This window comes from Kitasatospora sp. NPDC052896 (genome assembly GCF_044547075.1).
Taxonomy (GTDB): Bacteria; Actinomycetota; Actinomycetes; order Streptomycetales; family Streptomycetaceae; genus Kitasatospora.
In genome coordinates this window covers 446,887-464,265 of the sequence record NZ_JBITZU010000002.1, presented here as the reverse complement: position 1 = coordinate 464,265, position 17,379 = coordinate 446,887, and the positions used below count along the sequence as shown (strand labels likewise).

13 protein-coding genes are annotated in these 17,379 nt (G+C 73.1%); 11 read left to right on the top strand and 2 right to left on the bottom strand.

Going from position 1 to position 17,379, the window contains the following annotated elements:
* The first annotated feature begins 113 nt into the window (after positions 1-113).
* The 5 genes from ACIGXM_RS08185 (at position 114) to ACIGXM_RS08165 (ending at position 6,941) form a co-directional block, all read left to right on the top strand.
* Entirely contained in the window at positions 114-641 is a 528-nt protein-coding gene (locus ACIGXM_RS08185) for a MarR family winged helix-turn-helix transcriptional regulator (RefSeq protein WP_396558104.1), read from the top strand.
* Positions 642-778: 137 nt separating this feature from the next.
* Complete coding sequence (locus ACIGXM_RS08180; RefSeq protein ID WP_396558102.1) at positions 779-2,158, top strand: FtsW/RodA/SpoVE family cell cycle protein; 1,380 nt, start codon at positions 779-781, stop codon at positions 2,156-2,158.
* Complete coding sequence (locus ACIGXM_RS08175) at positions 2,158-3,657, top strand: penicillin-binding transpeptidase domain-containing protein (RefSeq protein ID WP_396558100.1); 1,500 nt, start codon at positions 2,158-2,160, stop codon at positions 3,655-3,657. Before ACIGXM_RS08180 ends, ACIGXM_RS08175 begins: the two co-directional genes overlap by 1 nt.
* 108 nt (positions 3,658-3,765) lie before the next feature.
* Complete coding sequence (locus ACIGXM_RS08170) at positions 3,766-5,253, top strand: glycosyltransferase 87 family protein (protein ID WP_396558098.1); 1,488 nt, start codon at positions 3,766-3,768, stop codon at positions 5,251-5,253.
* A gap of 95 nt (positions 5,254-5,348) precedes the next feature.
* Entirely contained in the window at positions 5,349-6,941 is a 1,593-nt protein-coding gene (locus ACIGXM_RS08165) for a N,N-dimethylformamidase beta subunit family domain-containing protein (protein ID WP_396558096.1), read from the top strand.
* A gap of 19 nt (positions 6,942-6,960) precedes the next feature.
* Here the strand turns inward: ACIGXM_RS08165 and ACIGXM_RS08160 are convergent, their stop codons facing one another.
* Together ACIGXM_RS08160 and ACIGXM_RS08155 are read right to left on the bottom strand one after the other, a co-directional pair.
* Entirely contained in the window at positions 6,961-8,703 is a 1,743-nt protein-coding gene (locus ACIGXM_RS08160; protein WP_396558094.1) for a penicillin-binding transpeptidase domain-containing protein, read from the bottom strand.
* Between the two features lie 198 nt (positions 8,704-8,901).
* Positions 8,902-10,746: a dolichyl-phosphate-mannose--protein mannosyltransferase gene (locus tag ACIGXM_RS08155; protein ID WP_396558092.1), complete on the bottom strand. Its 1,845-nt coding sequence runs from the start codon at positions 10,744-10,746 to the stop codon at positions 8,902-8,904.
* Between the two features lie 116 nt (positions 10,747-10,862).
* Here ACIGXM_RS08155 and rsmI point away from each other — a divergent pair, with 116 nt between their 5' ends.
* The 6 genes from rsmI (at position 10,863) to ACIGXM_RS08125 (ending at position 17,376) form a co-directional block, all read left to right on the top strand.
* Positions 10,863-11,708, top strand: coding sequence for a 16S rRNA (cytidine(1402)-2'-O)-methyltransferase (rsmI, locus tag ACIGXM_RS08150; RefSeq protein ID WP_396558090.1), 846 nt, complete (start codon positions 10,863-10,865; stop codon positions 11,706-11,708).
* 322 nt (positions 11,709-12,030) lie between these two features.
* Positions 12,031-12,522, top strand: a complete 492-nt coding sequence (locus tag ACIGXM_RS08145; protein ID WP_396558088.1) for a hypothetical protein — start codon at positions 12,031-12,033, stop codon at positions 12,520-12,522.
* 94 nt (positions 12,523-12,616) lie between these two features.
* Positions 12,617-13,495, top strand: coding sequence for a TatD family hydrolase (locus ACIGXM_RS08140; RefSeq protein WP_396558086.1), 879 nt, complete (start codon positions 12,617-12,619; stop codon positions 13,493-13,495).
* Between the two features lie 48 nt (positions 13,496-13,543).
* Positions 13,544-14,425, top strand: coding sequence for a 16S rRNA (adenine(1518)-N(6)/adenine(1519)-N(6))-dimethyltransferase RsmA (gene rsmA / locus ACIGXM_RS08135; RefSeq protein ID WP_396558084.1), 882 nt, complete (start codon positions 13,544-13,546; stop codon positions 14,423-14,425).
* The gene (locus ACIGXM_RS08130; protein ID WP_396558082.1) at positions 14,422-15,366 is read left to right on the top strand and encodes a 4-(cytidine 5'-diphospho)-2-C-methyl-D-erythritol kinase; all 945 of its coding nucleotides are present in this window, start codon (positions 14,422-14,424) and stop codon (positions 15,364-15,366) included. The genes rsmA and ACIGXM_RS08130 overlap by 4 nt, the downstream gene beginning before the upstream one ends.
* Positions 15,367-15,570: 204 nt before the next feature.
* A complete protein-coding gene (locus ACIGXM_RS08125; RefSeq protein WP_396558080.1) occupies positions 15,571-17,376 on the top strand; it encodes an ABC-F family ATP-binding cassette domain-containing protein in 1,806 nt (601 codons plus the stop codon).
* Positions 17,377-17,379: the final 3 nt, after the last annotated feature.

The following is a 17,379-nucleotide window of genomic DNA, read 5'->3' as shown; positions in this document are numbered from 1 at the left end:
CCGTCGCACTCGTTGAGCGTTGAAATCGCCGATGGTAGATTTCCGAAGAGTTCAGTGGGACCGCGGCAGTACCGGCCTGGAACCCCGGACTCCCGATCGATGGGAGATCCCCGATGGCCCGCAAGAGCCCCGAGAGCCCCGAGAGCCCTGGGAACGCTGAGAACACTGTCGCCGCGCCGCCGGCGGGCACCCCGCGGCCGGACTTCCCGCTGGCCGGCCGTACCGGGATGCTGCTGCACAAGGCCGGCAAGCTCATCGAGGAAGAGGTCGACCGGGCGCTGGTCGCCGCCGGCTTCCGGCTGCGGACCTTCCTGGCGCTGGCGGCGCTGGCCGGTGGTCCGGAACTCTCCCAGCAGGACCTCAGTCGGGTGCTCAACCTCGACCCGACCACCATGGTCGCGCTGATCGACGAGCTGGAGCGGGCCGGCCGGGTCGAACGACGGCGCAACCCGGCCGACCGCCGCCGCTACATCCTGGTGCTCACCGAGCCGGGCCGGCAGGCGCTGGCCGAGGCCGAGGCGGTGGCGACCGAGGCCGAGCGCGCCTTCTTCGCCGAGCTGACGGGCCCCCAGCGGGACCAGCTGCACGGGATGCTGGCGCTGCTGATGGCCCATCGCTGGCCCAGCTCGATCTGCCTCTGAGTCGCCCGGGGCGGGTGGTTCGACGACGCATCAGTGGGGCCGCACTCGGCTGAAAGAGTGCCATAAAGGATGCATAAATAGGACATTAGGGTACAATCGGCGGCACCTCTGTAGCCGACAGAACGGGCCGCCACCCCATGGCCACACCGTCCGCCAGCGCAGCCCCGTCCACCGTCCCGCCGACCGAGAGGAAGAGAGCCGGCCGGAACACCGAGCTGCTGCTGGTGTTGGGTGCGGTCCTGGTCGCGGTCTTCGGCTACGTCGAGGTCGGTGTCAACCTCGACGGCAAGGTGCCGGCCGACGCGGTCGAGTACGGTGCGGCGCTCGGCGTGCTCGCCCTGCTGGCGCACGGCGTGATCCGCTGGAAGGCCCGGTACGCCGACCCGTTGCTGCTGCCGATCGCGATCCTGCTCAACGGGATCGGACTGGTGATCATCTACCGCCTGGACCGGGCCACCCCCGGCAGCGAGGCCGCGCCGACCCAGCTGCTCTGGTCGACGCTCGGGGTCGCGCTCTGCATCGCCGTGCTGCTGGTCCTGCCCGACCACAAGCTGCTGCAGCGCTACGCCCACGTCGGGGCGCTGGCCGCGCTGGTGCTGCTGATCCTGCCGGCCTTCTTCCCGCCGGTCTACGGCGCGCGGATCTGGATCACCATCGGCGGGTACTCGTTGCAGCCGGGCGAGTTCGCCAAGATCCTGCTGGCCGTCTTCTTCGCCGCCTACCTCGCCGTGCACCGCGAGTCGCTGGCGCTGACCGGCCGGCGGATCTGGCGCTGGGAGCTGCCGCGCGGCCGGGTGATCGGCCCGGTGCTGCTGATCTGGGCCGCCTTCGTCGGCGTGCTGGTCCTGGAGACCGACCTCGGCACCTCGCTGCTCTTCTTCGGCCTGTTCGTGGTGATGCTCTACGTGGCGACCGCCCGCAGCGGCTGGATCACCATCGGGCTGCTGCTGGCCTCGGTCGCCGCGGTGGCCGTCGGTTGGCTCTCGCCGCACGTGCACGCCCGGGTGGTGGACTGGCTGCACCCGCTCGGCAGCATCGCGGCCGGGCAGGGGGCCAACCAGATCGCCCAGTCGCTGTTCGCCTTCGCCTGGGGCGGAGTGCTGGGCACCGGGCTCGGGCGCGGCCACTCGATCCTGATCGGGTTCGCCGCCAAGGCCGACTTCATCCTGGCGACCATCGGCGAGGAGCTGGGCCTGGTCGGGCTGCTGGCGCTCTTCCTGCTCTACGCGCTGTTCGTCTCCCGGGGCGTCCGGACCGGGATCGCGCTGCGCGATCCGTTCGGCCGGCTGCTGGCGATCGGGCTGGCCGCGCTGGTGGCGATCCAGGTCTTCGTGGTCGCCGGCGGCGTGCTCGACCTGATCCCGCTCACCGGCCTGACCCTGCCGTTCATCGCGCAGGGCGGCTCCTCGGTGGTCACCAACTGGATCATCGTCGCGCTGCTGGTCCGGATGAGCGACATCGCCCGCCGCCCGCCCGTCGGAACCGACCACCGTCCGCCGACCACCGAGGAGGCCTGATGGCCAAGCCGCCCAGTCCGCGCGTACGACACGGCATCTCCACCACCGGCCGCCGGGCCGGTACCTTCTGCCTGGTGCTGCTCCTGCTGCTGGCCGTGCAGGCCACCCGGGTGCAGGTGTTCCAGGCCAAGGAGTACGACGGCAACGTCGCCAACCAGCGGACCACCATCGAGCGCTACGCCCAGCCGCGCGGCAACATCCTGGTCGGCGCCGACCCGATCACCGGTTCCACGGCCACCGGCGGCAAGTACGACTACAAACGGACCTACCCCGACGGCTCGCTCTACGCGGCGGTCACCGGCTACTCCTCGCAGACCTACGGGAACACCCAGCTGGAGGGCACCGAGGACGGCATCCTCTCCGGCACCGACAACCGGCTCTCCGGCTGGGCGGTGTGGAACGAGATCTCCCGCCAGCAGAACCCCGGCGGCGACGTCTACACCACCATCAACAAGGCCGCCCAGCAGGCCGCGATGGCCGGGCTGGGCAACCAGAAGGGCGCGGTGGCGGCGATCGAGCCGAGCACCGGCCGGATCCTGGCGCTGGCCAGCACCCCGTCCTACGACCCGAGCAGCTTCGCCGGCTCCAGCAGCGCCGACCAGAACGCCTGGAACAAGCTGCAGGCCGACAGCGACCAACCGATGCTCAACCGGGCGCTGCGGCAGACCTATCCGCCCGGCTCGACCTTCAAGGTGGTGACCGCGGCGGCCGCGCTGGCCAACGGCACGGTGAGCGACATCAACAGCGACGCCGGCGCCCCCTCGCCGTACGTCATGCCGGGCACCACCACGCCGTTGGTCAACGACACCAGCTCGTGCGACCGGACCGGCATCTCGCTGGACACCGCGATGGTGCTCTCCTGCAACAGCGTGCTGGGCTACCTGGGCGCGCAGACCGGGCTGGACAAGATGGTCGCGATGGCGCAGAACTTCGGCTTCAACGACCCGAAGCTGGACGTCCCGGTCCGCGCCGCGCGCAGCAACTTCGACACGCAGATGAACCAGTCCCAGGTCGCGCTCTCCTCGATCGGCCAGTACGACACCGCCGCCACCCCGCTGGTGATGGCGATGGTCGCGGCGGGTGTGGCGAACAACGGGACGGTGATGTATCCACAGCTTGTGGACAAGCTGGCCAAGTCGGACGGCAGCACGGTCCAGCTGATGAAGCCCGAGGTCTACAAGCAGGCGATGAGTCCCCAGGTGGCCGGCCAGGTCCAGCAGCTGATGACCGATGTGGTGCAGAACGGCACCGGCAGGAACGCCCGGATCGGCGGCGCGACGGTCGGCGGCAAGACCGGTACCGCCCAGCACGGAATCGCCAACTCCGGTACGCCCTACGCCTGGTTCATCTCCTGGGCGAAGCCGACCGGCTCGGCGCAGGTGCCCCCGGTGGCCGTCGCGGTGGTGGTCGCGGACAGCAGCGCCACCGACGTCACGGGCGGGGCGCTGGCCGCGCCGATCGCCAAGTCGGTGATGCAGGCGGTGCTGAACGGGAGCTGAGACCGGCGGCGGAACGGATCGCCGGCTCCCCCTAGCCGCTGAGAACCGATCTGGCTAGCTCCTGGAGTCTGAGGACAGCGGATGCCCCCCCGCCATACTCTTCACTCCATGATGCCCACCCGTTCGTCCGGAGCGCCCCGCAGCCGCGGGCGGTTCGGCAGCCGCCGCGTCGCGCAGCCGCATGCCGGACGCTCCGTACGGCTGCCCGGCGGACATCCGGGCGGGCACCCGGCCCGACCGGAGCCGGGGCGGACGGCGGTGGGCAGGCCGCGCCGGAGCGGGAGCGCCGCCGGCCCGGCCGGCCATCCGGCGCCGCGGAGCGCGGCGCGAAGCGGCCCGGGCGGCCGGACCCTGCTGGAGCGGCTGTTCGCCGCTCCGGCCGGCGGGCTGTTGGCCCGGCGCTGGGTGCACCTGTTCGGCTGCCTGGTCGCGGCGGGCTGGGCGGCGGCCTTCCCGATCGTCTCCAACCTGCCGAACCAGCGGCTCTGGGGTCTGGTCGCGGCCCCCTCCTACCTGCTGGCCGGGCTCGCCGTGGCGGCGCTGCCGAGGCGCTTCGCGGGCCGGGCCGCGGCCGGGATCGCGCTGGTCGGGGCGGTGCTGCTGCCGCTCGTGCTGCTGGCCGTGCAGGGGCACCGGCAGTCCGAGGTGATGGTGGTCGAGCGCTCGGCCCAGCTGCTGCTGCACACCGGGACCCCGTACCTGCCGGATCCGACCACGGTCTCCGACTTCAACCCGTACCTGCCGGCGATGTCGCTCTTCGGCCTGCCCCGGGCGGTACTCGGCAGCGGGAACCCGGTCTGCCAGCTGCTCGGCGATGCCCGGATCTGGTTCGCGCTGAGCTTCTTCGGCTGCCTGGTGGCCAGCTGGCGGCTGCTGCGGCCGGAGGGCGGCCGGTCGCCGCTGCTCCCGCTGGCGGTGCTGACCGGCTCGCCGCTGATCGCGCTGATGCTGGCCGTCGGCGGGGTCGACCTGCCGCTGATCGGCGTCTGCTGCCTGGCCATGGCGCTGGCCGCCCGGGACCGGACGATCGCCGCCGGGCTGGTGCTGGCGCTGGCCTGCACGCTGAAGTGGACCGCCTGGCCGGCCCTGCCGGTCGCCGCGCTGCTGCTCTGGCGGCTGTACGGCCGCCGTCCGGCGGCCCGGGCGGCACTGACCGCGCTGCTGGCGAGCGCGGTGGTGCTCCTGCCGTACGCGCTGACCCGGCCGCAGGACCTGGTGGACCAGGTGGTGAAGTTCCCGCTCGGCCTGACCGCCGTGAAGACCCCGGCGGGCAGCCCGCTGCCCGGCAAGGTGCTGGCCGGCCTCGGGCCGGCCGGGCACACCGTCTCGCTGGTGCTGCTGGTGCTCGGCGGCCTCGCGGTGACCGGCTGGCTGCTGCTGCGGCCGCCGACCACCGCCGTCGCGGCCGCCGACTACCTGGCCGCCGGGCTCACCGTCGGCTTCATGCTGGCCCCGGCCGGCCGCTTCGGCTACCTCGCGCTGCCCGCCGTGCTGGCCATCTGGCCCCGGCTGGCCAGTCACCGGCCGCCCGCCGTTCCGGGTACGGTCGGGTGCGCCCGGGCGGCCGAGGGCAGCAGCCTCAGCATCGCTTCTTAGCCCGCCCGGTCCTGTGACGGCCACCGGCACGCGAGCGCTGAGAACAGGTGAGCGACCATGGGAGGGGTTCCCACGGCTACGAGGAGCGGAGAGACATGGGTGAGCGACGGGTACCGAAGCGCAAGCCCGGGCGGCGGCGCTTCCTGGGGCTGGCCGCGGCCGCCGCGGCAGCCGCGGCCGGCGGTCTGGCGGCCTGCGGCACCAACCGCGGCGCCCAGTCGGCCGAGCAGCAGCTCGGCTACCAGCCGTCCGGCACGGGAGCGGGCGGCTCGAGTCCGAGCCCGCAGGGCGAGGCCGGCAAGGCGGGCAACGCGGACTGGAAGATCAGCAACGCCGGGCCGGACGACGCCATCGAGGGCTGGTCGGACCGGGTGAGCGTGCTGCCGGGCGAGAGCTTCGGCCTGTACGTCTCCACCACCGCCCCCGGCTTCACCGTCTCGGCCTACCGGATGGGCTGGTACGGCGGCGCCCGTGGCCGGCTGGTCTGGAAGTCGGACCGGCTGCCGGGCAGCAAGCAGGAGGCGGCCCACCTCGATCCCAAGACCCGGATGGTCTCCACGTCCTGGGCCAGGAGCACCACCGTCGACACCAGTGGCTGGCCCGAGGGCAGCTACCTGCTCCGGCTGGACGCCGACGGCGGGGCCGGCCAGCGCTACGTGCCGGTCACCGTCCGGTCCGCCTCCACCGCGGGCAAGACCGTGATCGTCAACGCGGTGCCGACCTGGCAGGCCTACAACCTCTGGGGCGACTACAACCTCTACAACGGCCAGAACGGCGCCTACGCGACCCGTTCGCTGGTGGTCTCCTTCGACCGCCCGTACCAGTACGCCGACGGTGCCGGGCTGTTCCTGGTGTACGAGGCGCCGCTGATCGCGCTGGCCGAGCGGCTGGGCATCCCGCTCGCCTACACCACCGGGATCGACCTGGCCGGCGACCCCGGCCTGCTCAAGGGCGCCACCGCGCTGATCTCGCTGGGCCACGACGAGTACTGGTCGCCCGAGCAGCGGGCCAACGCCACCGCCGCCCGGGACGCCGGCACCAACCTGGCCGTCCTCGGCGCCAACTGCTGTTTCCGCCGGGTCCGCTACGAGGCCTCGCCGACCGGCCCGAACCGCACGGTGGTCTGCTACAAGACCTCGTTCAAGGACGACCCGGGCTTCGCCGCCGGCCAGCCGCCCACCAACGACTACCGGGTCAGCCCGCAGGCCGACCCGGAGAGCTCGATGCTGGGCGTGATCTACGACGGCTACCCGGTGGACGAGCCGTACGTGGTGACCAACCCCGGCCACTGGCTCTACGCGGGTACCGGGGTGCAGGCCGGCGACAGCTTCCCGCACCTGGTCGGCGTCGAGTACGACCGGGTCAACACCGGCTTTCCGACCCCCAAGCCGATCGAGATCCTGGCCCACTCACCGGTCACCTGCGAGGGCCGCAAGAGCTTCAGCGACAGCGCGTACTACACCGTGCCCAGCGGTGCCGGGGTCTTCGCCTCCGGCACCATGCGCTGGGTGGAGGCGCTGGACGCCACCGGTGACGGCTCGTCCGGCGCCGACCACTCGATGAACGCCCAGGCCGGCGCGCTCACCCAGCGGGTCACCGAGAACCTGCTGCGCGCCTTCGCGGCGGGCCCGGCGGGCAACACCCACCCGGCCCAGGACAACACCGCGGAGGTCTACGGCAAGGCCTGACCACCCGCCGCGCCGGCCGTCAGCCGGGGTTGCCGACCCTGAGCACCTCGGTGACGGCCGGCAGGGCCGCCTGGGCGCCGAAGCCGCCGCCGATCACCTCGGCGGAGACCGCCAGGTTGTCGCGGTAGCCGGTGAACCAGCTGTTGGTGGCGTTCGAGGCGCTGCCGACCTCGGCGGTGCCGGTCTTGCCGCCGATGTTGCCGGTGAGCCCGTTCGCCAGGCCGTAGCCGGTGCCGTCGGACTCGGTGAAGACGGCGTTCATCATCGAGCGCAGGTTGGTCAGCACGCCCTGCGGGATCTGCTGGGCGGCCGGCGTCTGCGGCAGGCCGGCGACCAGGATCGGCTGCTTGAACGTACCGCTCTCCACGGTGGCCGCCACCGAGGCCATCTGCAGCGGGTTCATGGTGACCTTGCCCTGGCCGATGTACTCGGCGGCGGTCTCGTCGGGGCTCTGGCCGGGCCCCGGGACCGAGCCGTCGGCCGAGGTGACGCCGATCTTCCAGTCGCCGATGCCGAAGTAGTTCTTGGCGGTCGCGGCCAGGTCGCCGGACTTCAGGGTCTGGGTGGCCTGCTTGATGAAGGCGGTGTTGCAGGAGACCGCGAAGTCGTTGGTGAAGGTGTTGTTCGGCCGGGCGTCCGAGAAGTCGTTCTTGTAGGTCTGGCCGACCGTGAAGGTGGACGGGCAGGGCATGTTCGCGCTCGGGCTGATGCCGGCCTGGAGCAGGGCGGTCGCCGTGATCACCTTCATGGTGGAGCCGGGCGCGGTGGCGCCGAGCAGCGAGATGGTGTTGCCGGCCGTGCCGGCGTCGGCGACGGCCAGGATCTGCCCGGTGCTGGGCTCGATGGCCACCATGCCGGCCTGGTGGCCCTTGGCGGCCTGCTCCTTCACCGCGTTCTCGGCGGCGGCCTGGAGGGTCGCGTCGATGGTCAGCTTGAACGGTTGGCCGGGCTTGGGCGGGGTGATGGTGAAGAGCTTCTGCGGCTGGTTCTTGCCGGTGGGGTCGGTGAGCTCCACGGCGGAGCCGGCGTCGGCCGGGTCGCCGGTCGGCACGCTCTGCTGGAACTTCGCCACCATCCCGGTGAGCGAGGGGAAACCGGCCAGCGACTTGCCGTTGCGGTCGGTCACCGAGGACGGCGGCGAGTAGATCGGCTGGGTGGTGAGGGTCTCGCCGGCGGTCAGCTGCGGGTGGATCACGGTCGGCGCCCAGTGCACGACGGCGGTGCCGTCGCTCATCTTCTCCATGCCCAGGTAGCCGGTGTACTGCCAGACGTTGGCGGTACCGGTGAACTCGGCCTTGGCGCTGAAGCTCTCCAGGACCTGGTTGGCGGTGCCCGGCGAGCCGGACGCGCTCGCCGCCGGGGAGCCGGCGGCGGACGGCGAGGGGGCCGCCGAGGAGGCGGCGGACGGGCTCGCGGTCGCCGAGGCGAAGGCCGCCGCGGTGGCCGGGCCGCCGGCCGCCAGGGTGAGCGCGCTCGGCTTGACGTTGCTCTGGAACGCGGTCAGCGCGGTGAGCGCGCTCTGCGGGTCGTCGGTCAGCTGCGAGGCGCCCGCGAGGTCGCCCTTGGACCAGTCGGCCAGGAAGGTGCTCGCCGTGCTGGCGGCCAGCGCGGCGGAGGGCGGCTCGGCGACCACGGTGCGCGGCTTCGGGGCGGCCGAGCCCTTGCTGCTCGATCCGACCAGGCTGTACGCCCCGTACCCACCGGCCGCCAGCATGACGACGGCGACGGCGGTGACGGCGGCGGTCTTCGCGCCATGGCGCATGATGAGGCTCCCCCGGGGATCTGGCAGAAAGGTCAGGACAGCAAAGCCTAAGCTCCGGTTAAGCGCGCTCCTGGAACCGGCCGCCACTCGTGACAGACCTGGTACAGACCGAGGGTCGGCCTGTAACCCGGGCTGACCGGAACCGATCTGGTCGGCTCCGGTCCTGGTCGGACCGGGTGGTGAACCGGTGGTGGGGGCTCAGATCCAGGTGGTGAACCACATCCGGGAGCGCCAGTCCGACAGTGGGATGACCTGACCGGTGTAGAGCGGCAGGAAGTAGAGGAAGTTCCACATCACGGCCAGCACCAGCAGGCCGGCCGCCGCCCCGCCGATCAGCCGCCGTTCGCGGGTGGCCGTGGCCGGTCCGATCAGCGCGCCGATCAGCATGGTCACCGCCAGCACCAGGAACGGCACGAAGGCCACCGCGTAGAAGAAGAAGATGGTCCGGTCCTGGTACTCGAACCAGGGCAGCAGGCCCGCACCCAGTCCGCAGAGCACCGCCCCGGCCCGCCAGTCCCGCCGCAGCGCCCAACGGTAGAGGCAGTACGCCAAGCCGATGATCCCGGCCCACCAGAGCAGCGGGGTGCCCAGTGCGAGCACCTCGGAGGCGCACTGGCTCGCCTTGCAGCCGCTCTCCCCGAACCGCGGCGAGTCGTAGTAGAAGGAGACCGGACGGGCGTCCAGCAGCCAGCTCCACGGGTTGGACTGGTAGACGTGCGGGCTGTGCAGGTTGATGTTGAACTCGTACATCTGGCTGTGGTAGTGCCAGAGCGAGCGCAGGCTGGCCGGCACCCAGCTCATGTCCACCTGGAACGGCATCTTCACCTTGCCGAGGACCGGCAGCGTGACGAACTCGGTGGAGAGCCCGTGCCGCCCGAGCGCCCAGCCGCGGTCGTAGCCGCCCTTGCCCGGCACGGTGCTGCTGGCGAACCAGCCGGCCCAGGACGAGACGTAGACCACCAGCGAGACCAGCACGATCGAGGCGAAGGCCGGCAGCCCGTCCCGGACCAGGGTCGACCAGTACGGCCGCCGGGCCCCGGCCATCCGGCGCGCGCCGGCGTCCCAGAGCACGGTGAGCAGACCGAAGAACGCGACCACGTACATGCCGCTCCACTTGGTGGAGCAGGACAGGCCCACGCAGACCCCGGCGGCCAGCCGGTACGGGCGCCAGCCGAACCGCATCCGGTGCGCCACCCGCGCGTCGGTGGTCTCGCCGAGCAGCCGGGCGATCCGGCCGCGGGTGTGGTCCCGGTCGAGCAGCAGGAAGCCGAAGCCGGCCAGGATCCAGAACATGACGATCAGGTCGAGCAGCCCGGTGCGGCTCATCACGAAGTGCAGCCCGTCCACCGAGAGCAGCAGGCCGGCCACGCAGCCGAGCAGGGTGGAGCGGAAGAGCCGGCGGGCGATCCGGGCGAGCATCAGGATCGAGAGCGTGCCGAGCAGGGCGACCATGAACCGCCAGCCGAACGGGTGCATCCCGAAGATCTGCTCGCCCAGACCTATGATCCACTTCCCGATCGGCGGGTGGACGATGAAGGACGGCGCGCTGGTGTAGGGGATGGTCTGGTGCGGCAGCAGGATCTGCCCGTTGGCGTCGTCCGGCCAGGCGATCTCGTAGCCGCCGTGCCAGAGCGCGTAGGAGTCCTTGGCGTAGTAGGTCTCGTCGAAGATGATCGCGTTCGGGCTGCCCAGGTTGGTGAACCGCAGCACGCCGCCGAAGACCGCCACCGCCAGCGGACCCAGCCAGCCGGACCAGCGGCAGAGCCAGGCCCACAGCCCGGCCGGGACCCGGATCCCGGCGCGCAGCAGCAGCGGCGAGGGCGCGACGACCGCCGGGGTCACCCCGGGGCCGTCCGGCATCGGCGGCACCAGCCGCTCGGCGAGCGGGGTCCGCTCGGGCGCGCGGTAGCCGTAGCCGGCCAGCCGGGCGCGCCAGCCGACGCCCGCCGGGCGGGCCGGACCGGCCTCCTCGGAGCCGTCGGGGCCTGCCGCGGGGTCCGCGGGGGCCTCCGCCACCGTCTCTGCTGCCGTCTCGCCACTCACCCGGACATCGTAGGGGCGCCTTCCTGCGGCAGGGCCGCTCCCTCCGAAGCTGCCCGGTTCGTCACCAATCTCCCGGGAATCTCCGGGCTCCCCCCGCGGCCTGCGAGGATGGCCGGGTGACAGGTGTACTGGTGCTGGCAGGAACCCCCATCGGCGACGTCGCGGACGCGCCGCCCCGGCTGCTCGCCGAGCTGGCCTCGGCGGACGTGATCGCGGCCGAGGACACCCGGCGGCTGCGCCGGCTGACCCAGGCGCTCGGCGTGACGCCGGCCGGCCGGGTGCTCTCCTACTTCGAGGGCAACGAGGTCGGCCGGACCCCGGAGCTGGTCGAGGCGCTCACCGGCGGCGCCCGGGTGCTGCTGGTCACCGACGCGGGCATGCCCTCGGTCTCCGACCCTGGCTACCGGCTGGTGGCCGCCGCGGTCGCCGCGGACGTCAAGGTCACCGCCGTGCCCGGCCCGTCCGCGGTGCTCACCGCGCTGGCGCTCTCCGCGCTGCCGGTGGACCGGTTCACCTTCGAGGGCTTCCTGCCGCGCAAGGCCGGCGACCGGGCCCGCCAACTGGCCGAGATCGCCGCCGAGCCGCGCACCATGGTCTTCTTCGAGGCCCCGCACCGGATCGCCGAGACGCTGGCCGCGATGGCCGACGCGTTCGGCGCGGACCGACCGGCCGCGGTCTGCCGGGAGCTCACCAAGACCTACGAGGAGGTCAGGCGCGGGCCGATCGGCGAGCTGGCCGAGTGGGCCGCCGAGGGGGTGCGCGGCGAGATCACCGTGGTGGTCGGCGGCGCTCCGCCGGCCGCGCCCGCGGAGCTGAGCCCGGCGGAGCTGGCCGGCCGGGTGGCCACCCGGGAGGAGGCGGGGGAGCGGCGCAAGGAGGCGATCGCCGCGGTCGCGGCGGAGCTGGGGCTGCCGAAGCGGGAGGTCTTCGACGCGGTGGTGGCGGCCAAGCACGGCGGCTGAGCGGGGCCGGTGGGGCTGTTGGGGCCTTCCCGGTCGTCCCGCGCGTCCCGGGCCGCCCGCGCGTACCTTGGAATGACGGGCGCCCGCCGCGTACGCCGGTCGTCGAAAGGACCTCCGCGCACGCCGGACAGCCCGTTGGAAAAGGTAAAGCGGATACCCGATAAACCCTCGCTGAGCTGCGGGTTTGTCGGGGATTCGTACAGGGATGGCCAACACCCGGCCAAGTCTCGGCAAGCCGGGTATCGCCCCAGGGCGCTTGGGCATTCCATCGGATGGAAAGACCCGGACCGGACGAACGTCCGGCGGGCGCTGGGAGACCGCGATGAGCGAGACAATCGGTAGCCCTCTGGGTGGCACCCCCGGGACCGGACTGAAGCCGGGCCCGGACCAGGAACCGGCCACCCGCCCCGGACCCGGCGAGCCGTCGGCCGCCAGCTCCGCCGCCGCGCTGCGCGGAGCGGTGGACGTGGTCCGGGAGGCCTACTCCTTCGCGTGCCTGAGCTGCGGTTACGGCTGGGAACAGGCGTACGACATCGAGCACCACCGGGCCCGGGACGGGCACACGGTGATCCAGTACCGGGCCAACGGCGTCCGGGTTCCGTCCCCGCTGCTCAAGCCGAGCTGCCCGGGTTGCGGCGGCCACACCGTGCGGATCATGCGCGCCGGCCGGGTCGCCACCGTCGAGCACAACTGGCACCACGCGCCCGGCTACGCCGCGCACGGCGAGCCCGCCGCCCCGTCGGCCGCCCCGGCGCCGACCGGGCCGCGCCGGCTGCGGACCAGGTGGTACCAGTTCTGGTTGCCGAAGGCGTAGTTCCCCGCCCGCAGGGCCGTCCTCACCGCGGAAGAAACGGTTCGGGGGCGGCCCCGCCGCGTGGTCGGGCCCCGCGCGGTTAGGCTCGGGGACCATGGCTGCCAAGGACGACGACCGCTCCACCCCGCCCCCGCTGCCCGCGCCGCTCGCGGTGCCGGTGGCCGACTCGCACACCCACCTGGACATGCAGTCCGGCACCCCGGAGGAGGCGCTGGCCAAGGCGGCCTCGGTCGGGGTCGACACCGTGGTGCAGGTCGGCTGCGACCTGCCGGGCTCGCGCTGGGCGGCCGGGCTGGCGGAGCGGTACCCGCAGGTGCACGCCGCGGTCGCGCTGCACCCGAACGAGGCGCCGCGGATCGTGCTCGGCGACGGGGACGGCTGGTCCGGGCAGCGCCGCTCGCCGGGCGGCTCGGCGGCGCTCGACGAGGCGCTGGCCGAGATCGACCGGCTGGCCGCGCTGCCGCAGGTGGTCGCGGTCGGCGAGACCGGGCTGGACTACTTCCGCACCGGCCCGGAGGGGGTGGACATCCAGAAGGAGTCGTTCCGCCGGCACATCGAGATCGCCAAGCGGCACGGCAAGGCGCTGGTGATCCACGACCGGGACGCCCACGAGGACGTCATCGACGTGCTGCTGGCCGAGGGCGCGCCCGAGCGGACGATCTTCCACTGCTACTCCGGCGACGCCGAGATGGCCAAGGTCTGCGCCGAGCACGGCTGGTACCTCTCGTTCGCCGGCCCGGTCACCTTCAAGGCCAACCAGCCGCTGCGCGACGCCCTCGCGGTCACCCCGCTGGACCGGGTGCTGATCGAGACGGACGCGCCCTTCCTGACCCCGCACCCCTACCGCGGCCGTCCCAACGCCCCGTACCTGATCCCGGTCACCCTCCGCTCGATGGCCGCCACCCTGGCCCTGCCCGAGGACACCCTGGCCGCGGCGATCGCCGGGAACACCGCCCGGGCCTTCGGCTACTGAGGCAGGTCGTCGAGCCGCGAGGGGTGGGACCGCCCTTATCCTTAGGCGGTGAGTACCACCGATCCCGCCTCCGACAGCCACCTGCTCGGCGCCTCCGACATCCGGGAGCTGGCCGCCGCGCTCGGGGTCCGCCCGACCAAGCAGCGTGGGCAGAACTTCGTCATCGACGCCAACACCGTGCGCCGGATCGTCCGGGCCGCCGAGGTGACCGGCGAGGACGCCGTGGTCGAGGTCGGGCCGGGGCTCGGGTCGCTCACGCTGGCGCTGCTGGAGGTCGCCGCGCACGTCACGGCGGTGGAGATCGACCCGCTGCTGGCCCAGCACCTGCCCAGCACCATCGCGGCCCGGATGCCCGCCCGGGCCGGCGACTTCGACCTGGTGCTGAGCGACGCGATGGAGGTCACCGAGCTGCCCGGCCCGGCGCCGACCGCGCTGGTCGCCAACCTGCCGTACAACGTGGCCGTGCCGGTGCTGCTGCACATGCTGGCCACCTTCCCCAGCATCGAGCGCACCCTGGTGATGGTGCAGTCCGAGGTCGCCGACCGGCTCGCCGCGCGGCCCGGTAACAAGGTGTACGGGGTGCCCTCGGTGAAGGCCAACTGGTACGCGGAGGTCAAGCGGGCCGGCGCGATCGGGCGCAACGTCTTCTGGCCGGCGCCGAACGTCGACTCCGGTCTGGTCTCGCTGATCCGCCGCGAGCCGCCGACCACCTCCGCCACCCGGGCCGAGGTCTTCGCGGTGGTGGACGCCGCGTTCGCCCAGCGCCGCAAGACGCTGCGGGCCGCGTTGGCCGGTTGGGCCGGCTCGCCCGCCGCCGCCGAGCAGGCCCTGGCGGCCGCCGGCATCGACCACACCCTGCGCGGCGAGATGTTGACGGTGGAGCAGTTCGCCGCCATCGCCGAGCACAAGCCGAAGGTGCCCGTGCTGTGACCCACTCGCCCGTCGCCGGTTCGGTCACCGTACGGGTGCCCGCCAAGGTCAACGTCCAGCTCGGGGTCGGCGGCCGCCGCCCGGACGGCTTCCACGACCTGGCCAACGTCTTCTTCGCGGTCGCGCTCGGCGACCAGGTGACCGCCGCGCCGGCCGAGGAGGGCGTCACCCTCAGCTGCGCGGGCCCCGACGCCGACCAGGTCCCGCTGGACGACAGCAACCTGGCCGCTCGGGCCGCCCGGCTGCTCGCCGCGCACCACGGCGTCGAACCGCGGGTCCACCTGCACATCGCCAAGGACATCCCGGTGGCCGGCGGGATGGCCGGCGGCAGCGCCGACGGTGCCGCCGCGCTGGTCGCCTGCGACGCGCTCTGGGAGCTGAAGACCCCGCTGCCGGTGCTGCTGGAGCTGGCCGCCGAGCTGGGCTCGGACGTGCCGTTCGCGCTGCTCGGCGGCGTGGCGCTGGGCCGCGGCCGGGGTGAGCTGCTGGAACCGCTGCCGGTCAGCGGCGCCTTCCACTGGGTCTTCGCGGTAGCCGACGGCGGCCTCTCCACCCCCGCCGTCTTCGCCGAGTGCGACCGGCTGCGCGAGGCGGCCGGCACCGGCTCCGCCGACACCGACGTGCCCACCCCGGACGCCGACCCGGCCCTGCTCGCCGCGCTGGCCACCGGCGACCCGGCCGCGCTGGCCGCCGCGCTCGGCAACGACCTGGAGGCCGCCGCGCTCTCGCTGCGCCCGGCGCTGGCCGACACGCTGCGCGCCGGCACCGCGGCCGGCGCGCTCGGCGCCCTGGTCTCCGGTTCCGGCCCGACCTGCGCCTTCCTGGCCGCGGACGCGGAGTCGGCGGCTGCCATCGCCACCGCCCTGGCCGCCTCGGGCACCTGCCGTACGGCCCGGGCCACGTACGGCCCGGTGCCGGGCGCGGAGGTTCTGCCGGAGTGACCGGCGATCACCCTTGGGAGTGATCGCCGGTCGCCGTCGCGCGGCCCACCGACGGCACCGGGCCGCTGGAGGTCCGCCGCGCCGTCGCGGCCGGTCGCCGGCCGCGACGGCCGGGCCGGTGGGCCGCGAACTCGGGCGGAGGGGCTCGAGGCCGGCCGACTACTCTTGGGAGCCCAGTCCACCGAACCCAGGAGCGCAGCGCACGTGGCCGTCAACCTCGCCACCATCGAGTCCGTCACGAAGGTCTACGGCACCCGGGCCCTTCTGGACGGGGTCAGCCTCGGCGTCAGTGAGGGCGACCGGATCGGCGTGGTCGGCCGGAACGGGGACGGGAAGACGACCCTGATCCGGATGCTGGCCAAGCTGGAGGAACCGGACACCGGCCGGATCACCCACTCCGGCGGCCTGCGGATGGCGGTGCTCACCCAGCACGACTCACTCGACCCGAAGGCCACCATCCGGCACGAGGTGATCGCCGACCGGGCCGACCACGAGTGGCTGGGCGACGCCCGGATCCGCGACATCATCCAGGGGCTGTTCGGCGGCCTCGACCTGCCCGGCTTCGCGGACGGCCTGGACACCGTGATCGGCCCGCTCTCCGGTGGCGAGCGCCGCCGGATCGCGCTGGCCAAGCTGCTGCTCGGCGAGCCCGACCTGATCGTGCTGGACGAGCCCACCAACCACCTGGACGTCGAGGGCATCGCCTGGCTGGCCGAGCACCTGCGGAACCGCCGTTCGGCGCTGGTCTGCGTGACCCACGACCGGTGGTTCCTGGACCAGGTCTGCACCCGGATGTGGGACGTGCAGCGCGGCGAGGTCCGGGAGTACGAGGGCGGCTACTCCGACTACGTCTTCGCCCGGGCCGAGCGGGCCCGGATCGAGGCCACCGAGGAGAGCAAGCGGCAGAACCTGGCCCGCAAGGAGCTGGCCTGGCTGCGCCGCGGCGCGCCCGCCCGGACCTCCAAGCCGCGCTACCGGATCGAGGCCGCCAACGCGCTGATCGCGGACGTGCCGGAGCCGCGCGACAAGTCCGAGCTGATGAAGTTCGCCAACGCGCGGCTGGGCCGGACCGTCTTCGAGCTCGCCGACGTCACCGTCAAGGCCGGCGACAAGCTGCTGCTGGAGCGGCTGACCTGGAACCTCGGCCCGGGTGACCGGATCGGCCTGCTGGGCGTCAACGGCGCCGGCAAGACCTCGCTGCTGCGTGCGCTGCAGGTGGCGTACGCCTCGCAGGGGGACGTCCAGCCGACCAGCGGGGTGATCAAGGTCGGCAAGACCGTCCGGCTGGCCTACCTCTCCCAGGAGGTGGCCGAACTCGACCCCGCCACCCGGGTGCTGCAGGCCGTCGAGCAGGTGCGCTCGCGGGTCGACCTCGGCAAGGGCCGGGAGATGAGCGCGGGCCAGCTCTGCGAGCAGTTCGGCTTCGGCAAGGACAAGCAGTGGACCCCGGTCGGCGACCTCTCCGGTGGTGAGCGCCGCCGGTTGCAGCTGCTGCGGCTGCTGATGGACGAGCCGAACGTGCTCTTCCTGGACGAGCCGACCAACGACCTGGACATCGAGACGCTCAACCAGCTGGAGGACCTGCTGGACGGCTGGCCCGGCTCGATGATCGTGATCAGTCACGACCGGTTCTTCATCGAGCGGACCACGGACACCGTGTACGCGCTGCTCGGCGACCGGCGGATGCGGATGCTGCCGAACGGCGTGGACGAGTACCTGGAGCGGCGGGCCGCGGTGGTCGCCGCCGCGGTGCCGGTGGCCGTGCCGGCCGCGGTCGGCGGGCCGGCGAAGTCGGCGGGGGACACCCGGGCCGCGAAGAAGGAGCTCCAGCGGATCGAGCGGCAGATCGCCAAGCTGGAGCAGCGGGAGGCCAAGCTGCACGCCCAGCTCGCCGAGCACGCCGCGGACTTCGGCAAGGTCGGTGAGCTGGACGGGCAGCTCCGCAAGGTGCTGGAGGAGAAGGAGGAACTGGAGCTCTCCTGGCTGGAGTTGGCTGAGGAGGCCCAGTAGCAG

Bases quoted from the DNA above. Each gene is read 5' to 3' on its own strand.
- ACIGXM_RS08185 (WP_396558104.1), top strand. From the start codon at position 114: ATGGCCCGCAAGAGCCCCGAGAGCCCCGAGAGCCCTGGGAACGCTGAG.
- ACIGXM_RS08180 (WP_396558102.1), top strand. From the start codon at position 779: ATGGCCACACCGTCCGCCAGCGCAGCCCCGTCCACCGTCCCGCCGACC.
- ACIGXM_RS08175 (WP_396558100.1), top strand. From the start codon at position 2,158: ATGGCCAAGCCGCCCAGTCCGCGCGTACGACACGGCATCTCCACCACC.
- ACIGXM_RS08170 (WP_396558098.1), top strand. From the start codon at position 3,766: ATGATGCCCACCCGTTCGTCCGGAGCGCCCCGCAGCCGCGGGCGGTTC.
- ACIGXM_RS08165 (WP_396558096.1), top strand. From the start codon at position 5,349: ATGGGTGAGCGACGGGTACCGAAGCGCAAGCCCGGGCGGCGGCGCTTC.
- ACIGXM_RS08160 (WP_396558094.1), bottom strand. From the start codon at position 8,703: ATGCGCCATGGCGCGAAGACCGCCGCCGTCACCGCCGTCGCCGTCGTC.
- ACIGXM_RS08145 (WP_396558088.1), top strand. From the start codon at position 12,031: ATGAGCGAGACAATCGGTAGCCCTCTGGGTGGCACCCCCGGGACCGGA.
- ACIGXM_RS08140 (WP_396558086.1), top strand. From the start codon at position 12,617: ATGGCTGCCAAGGACGACGACCGCTCCACCCCGCCCCCGCTGCCCGCG.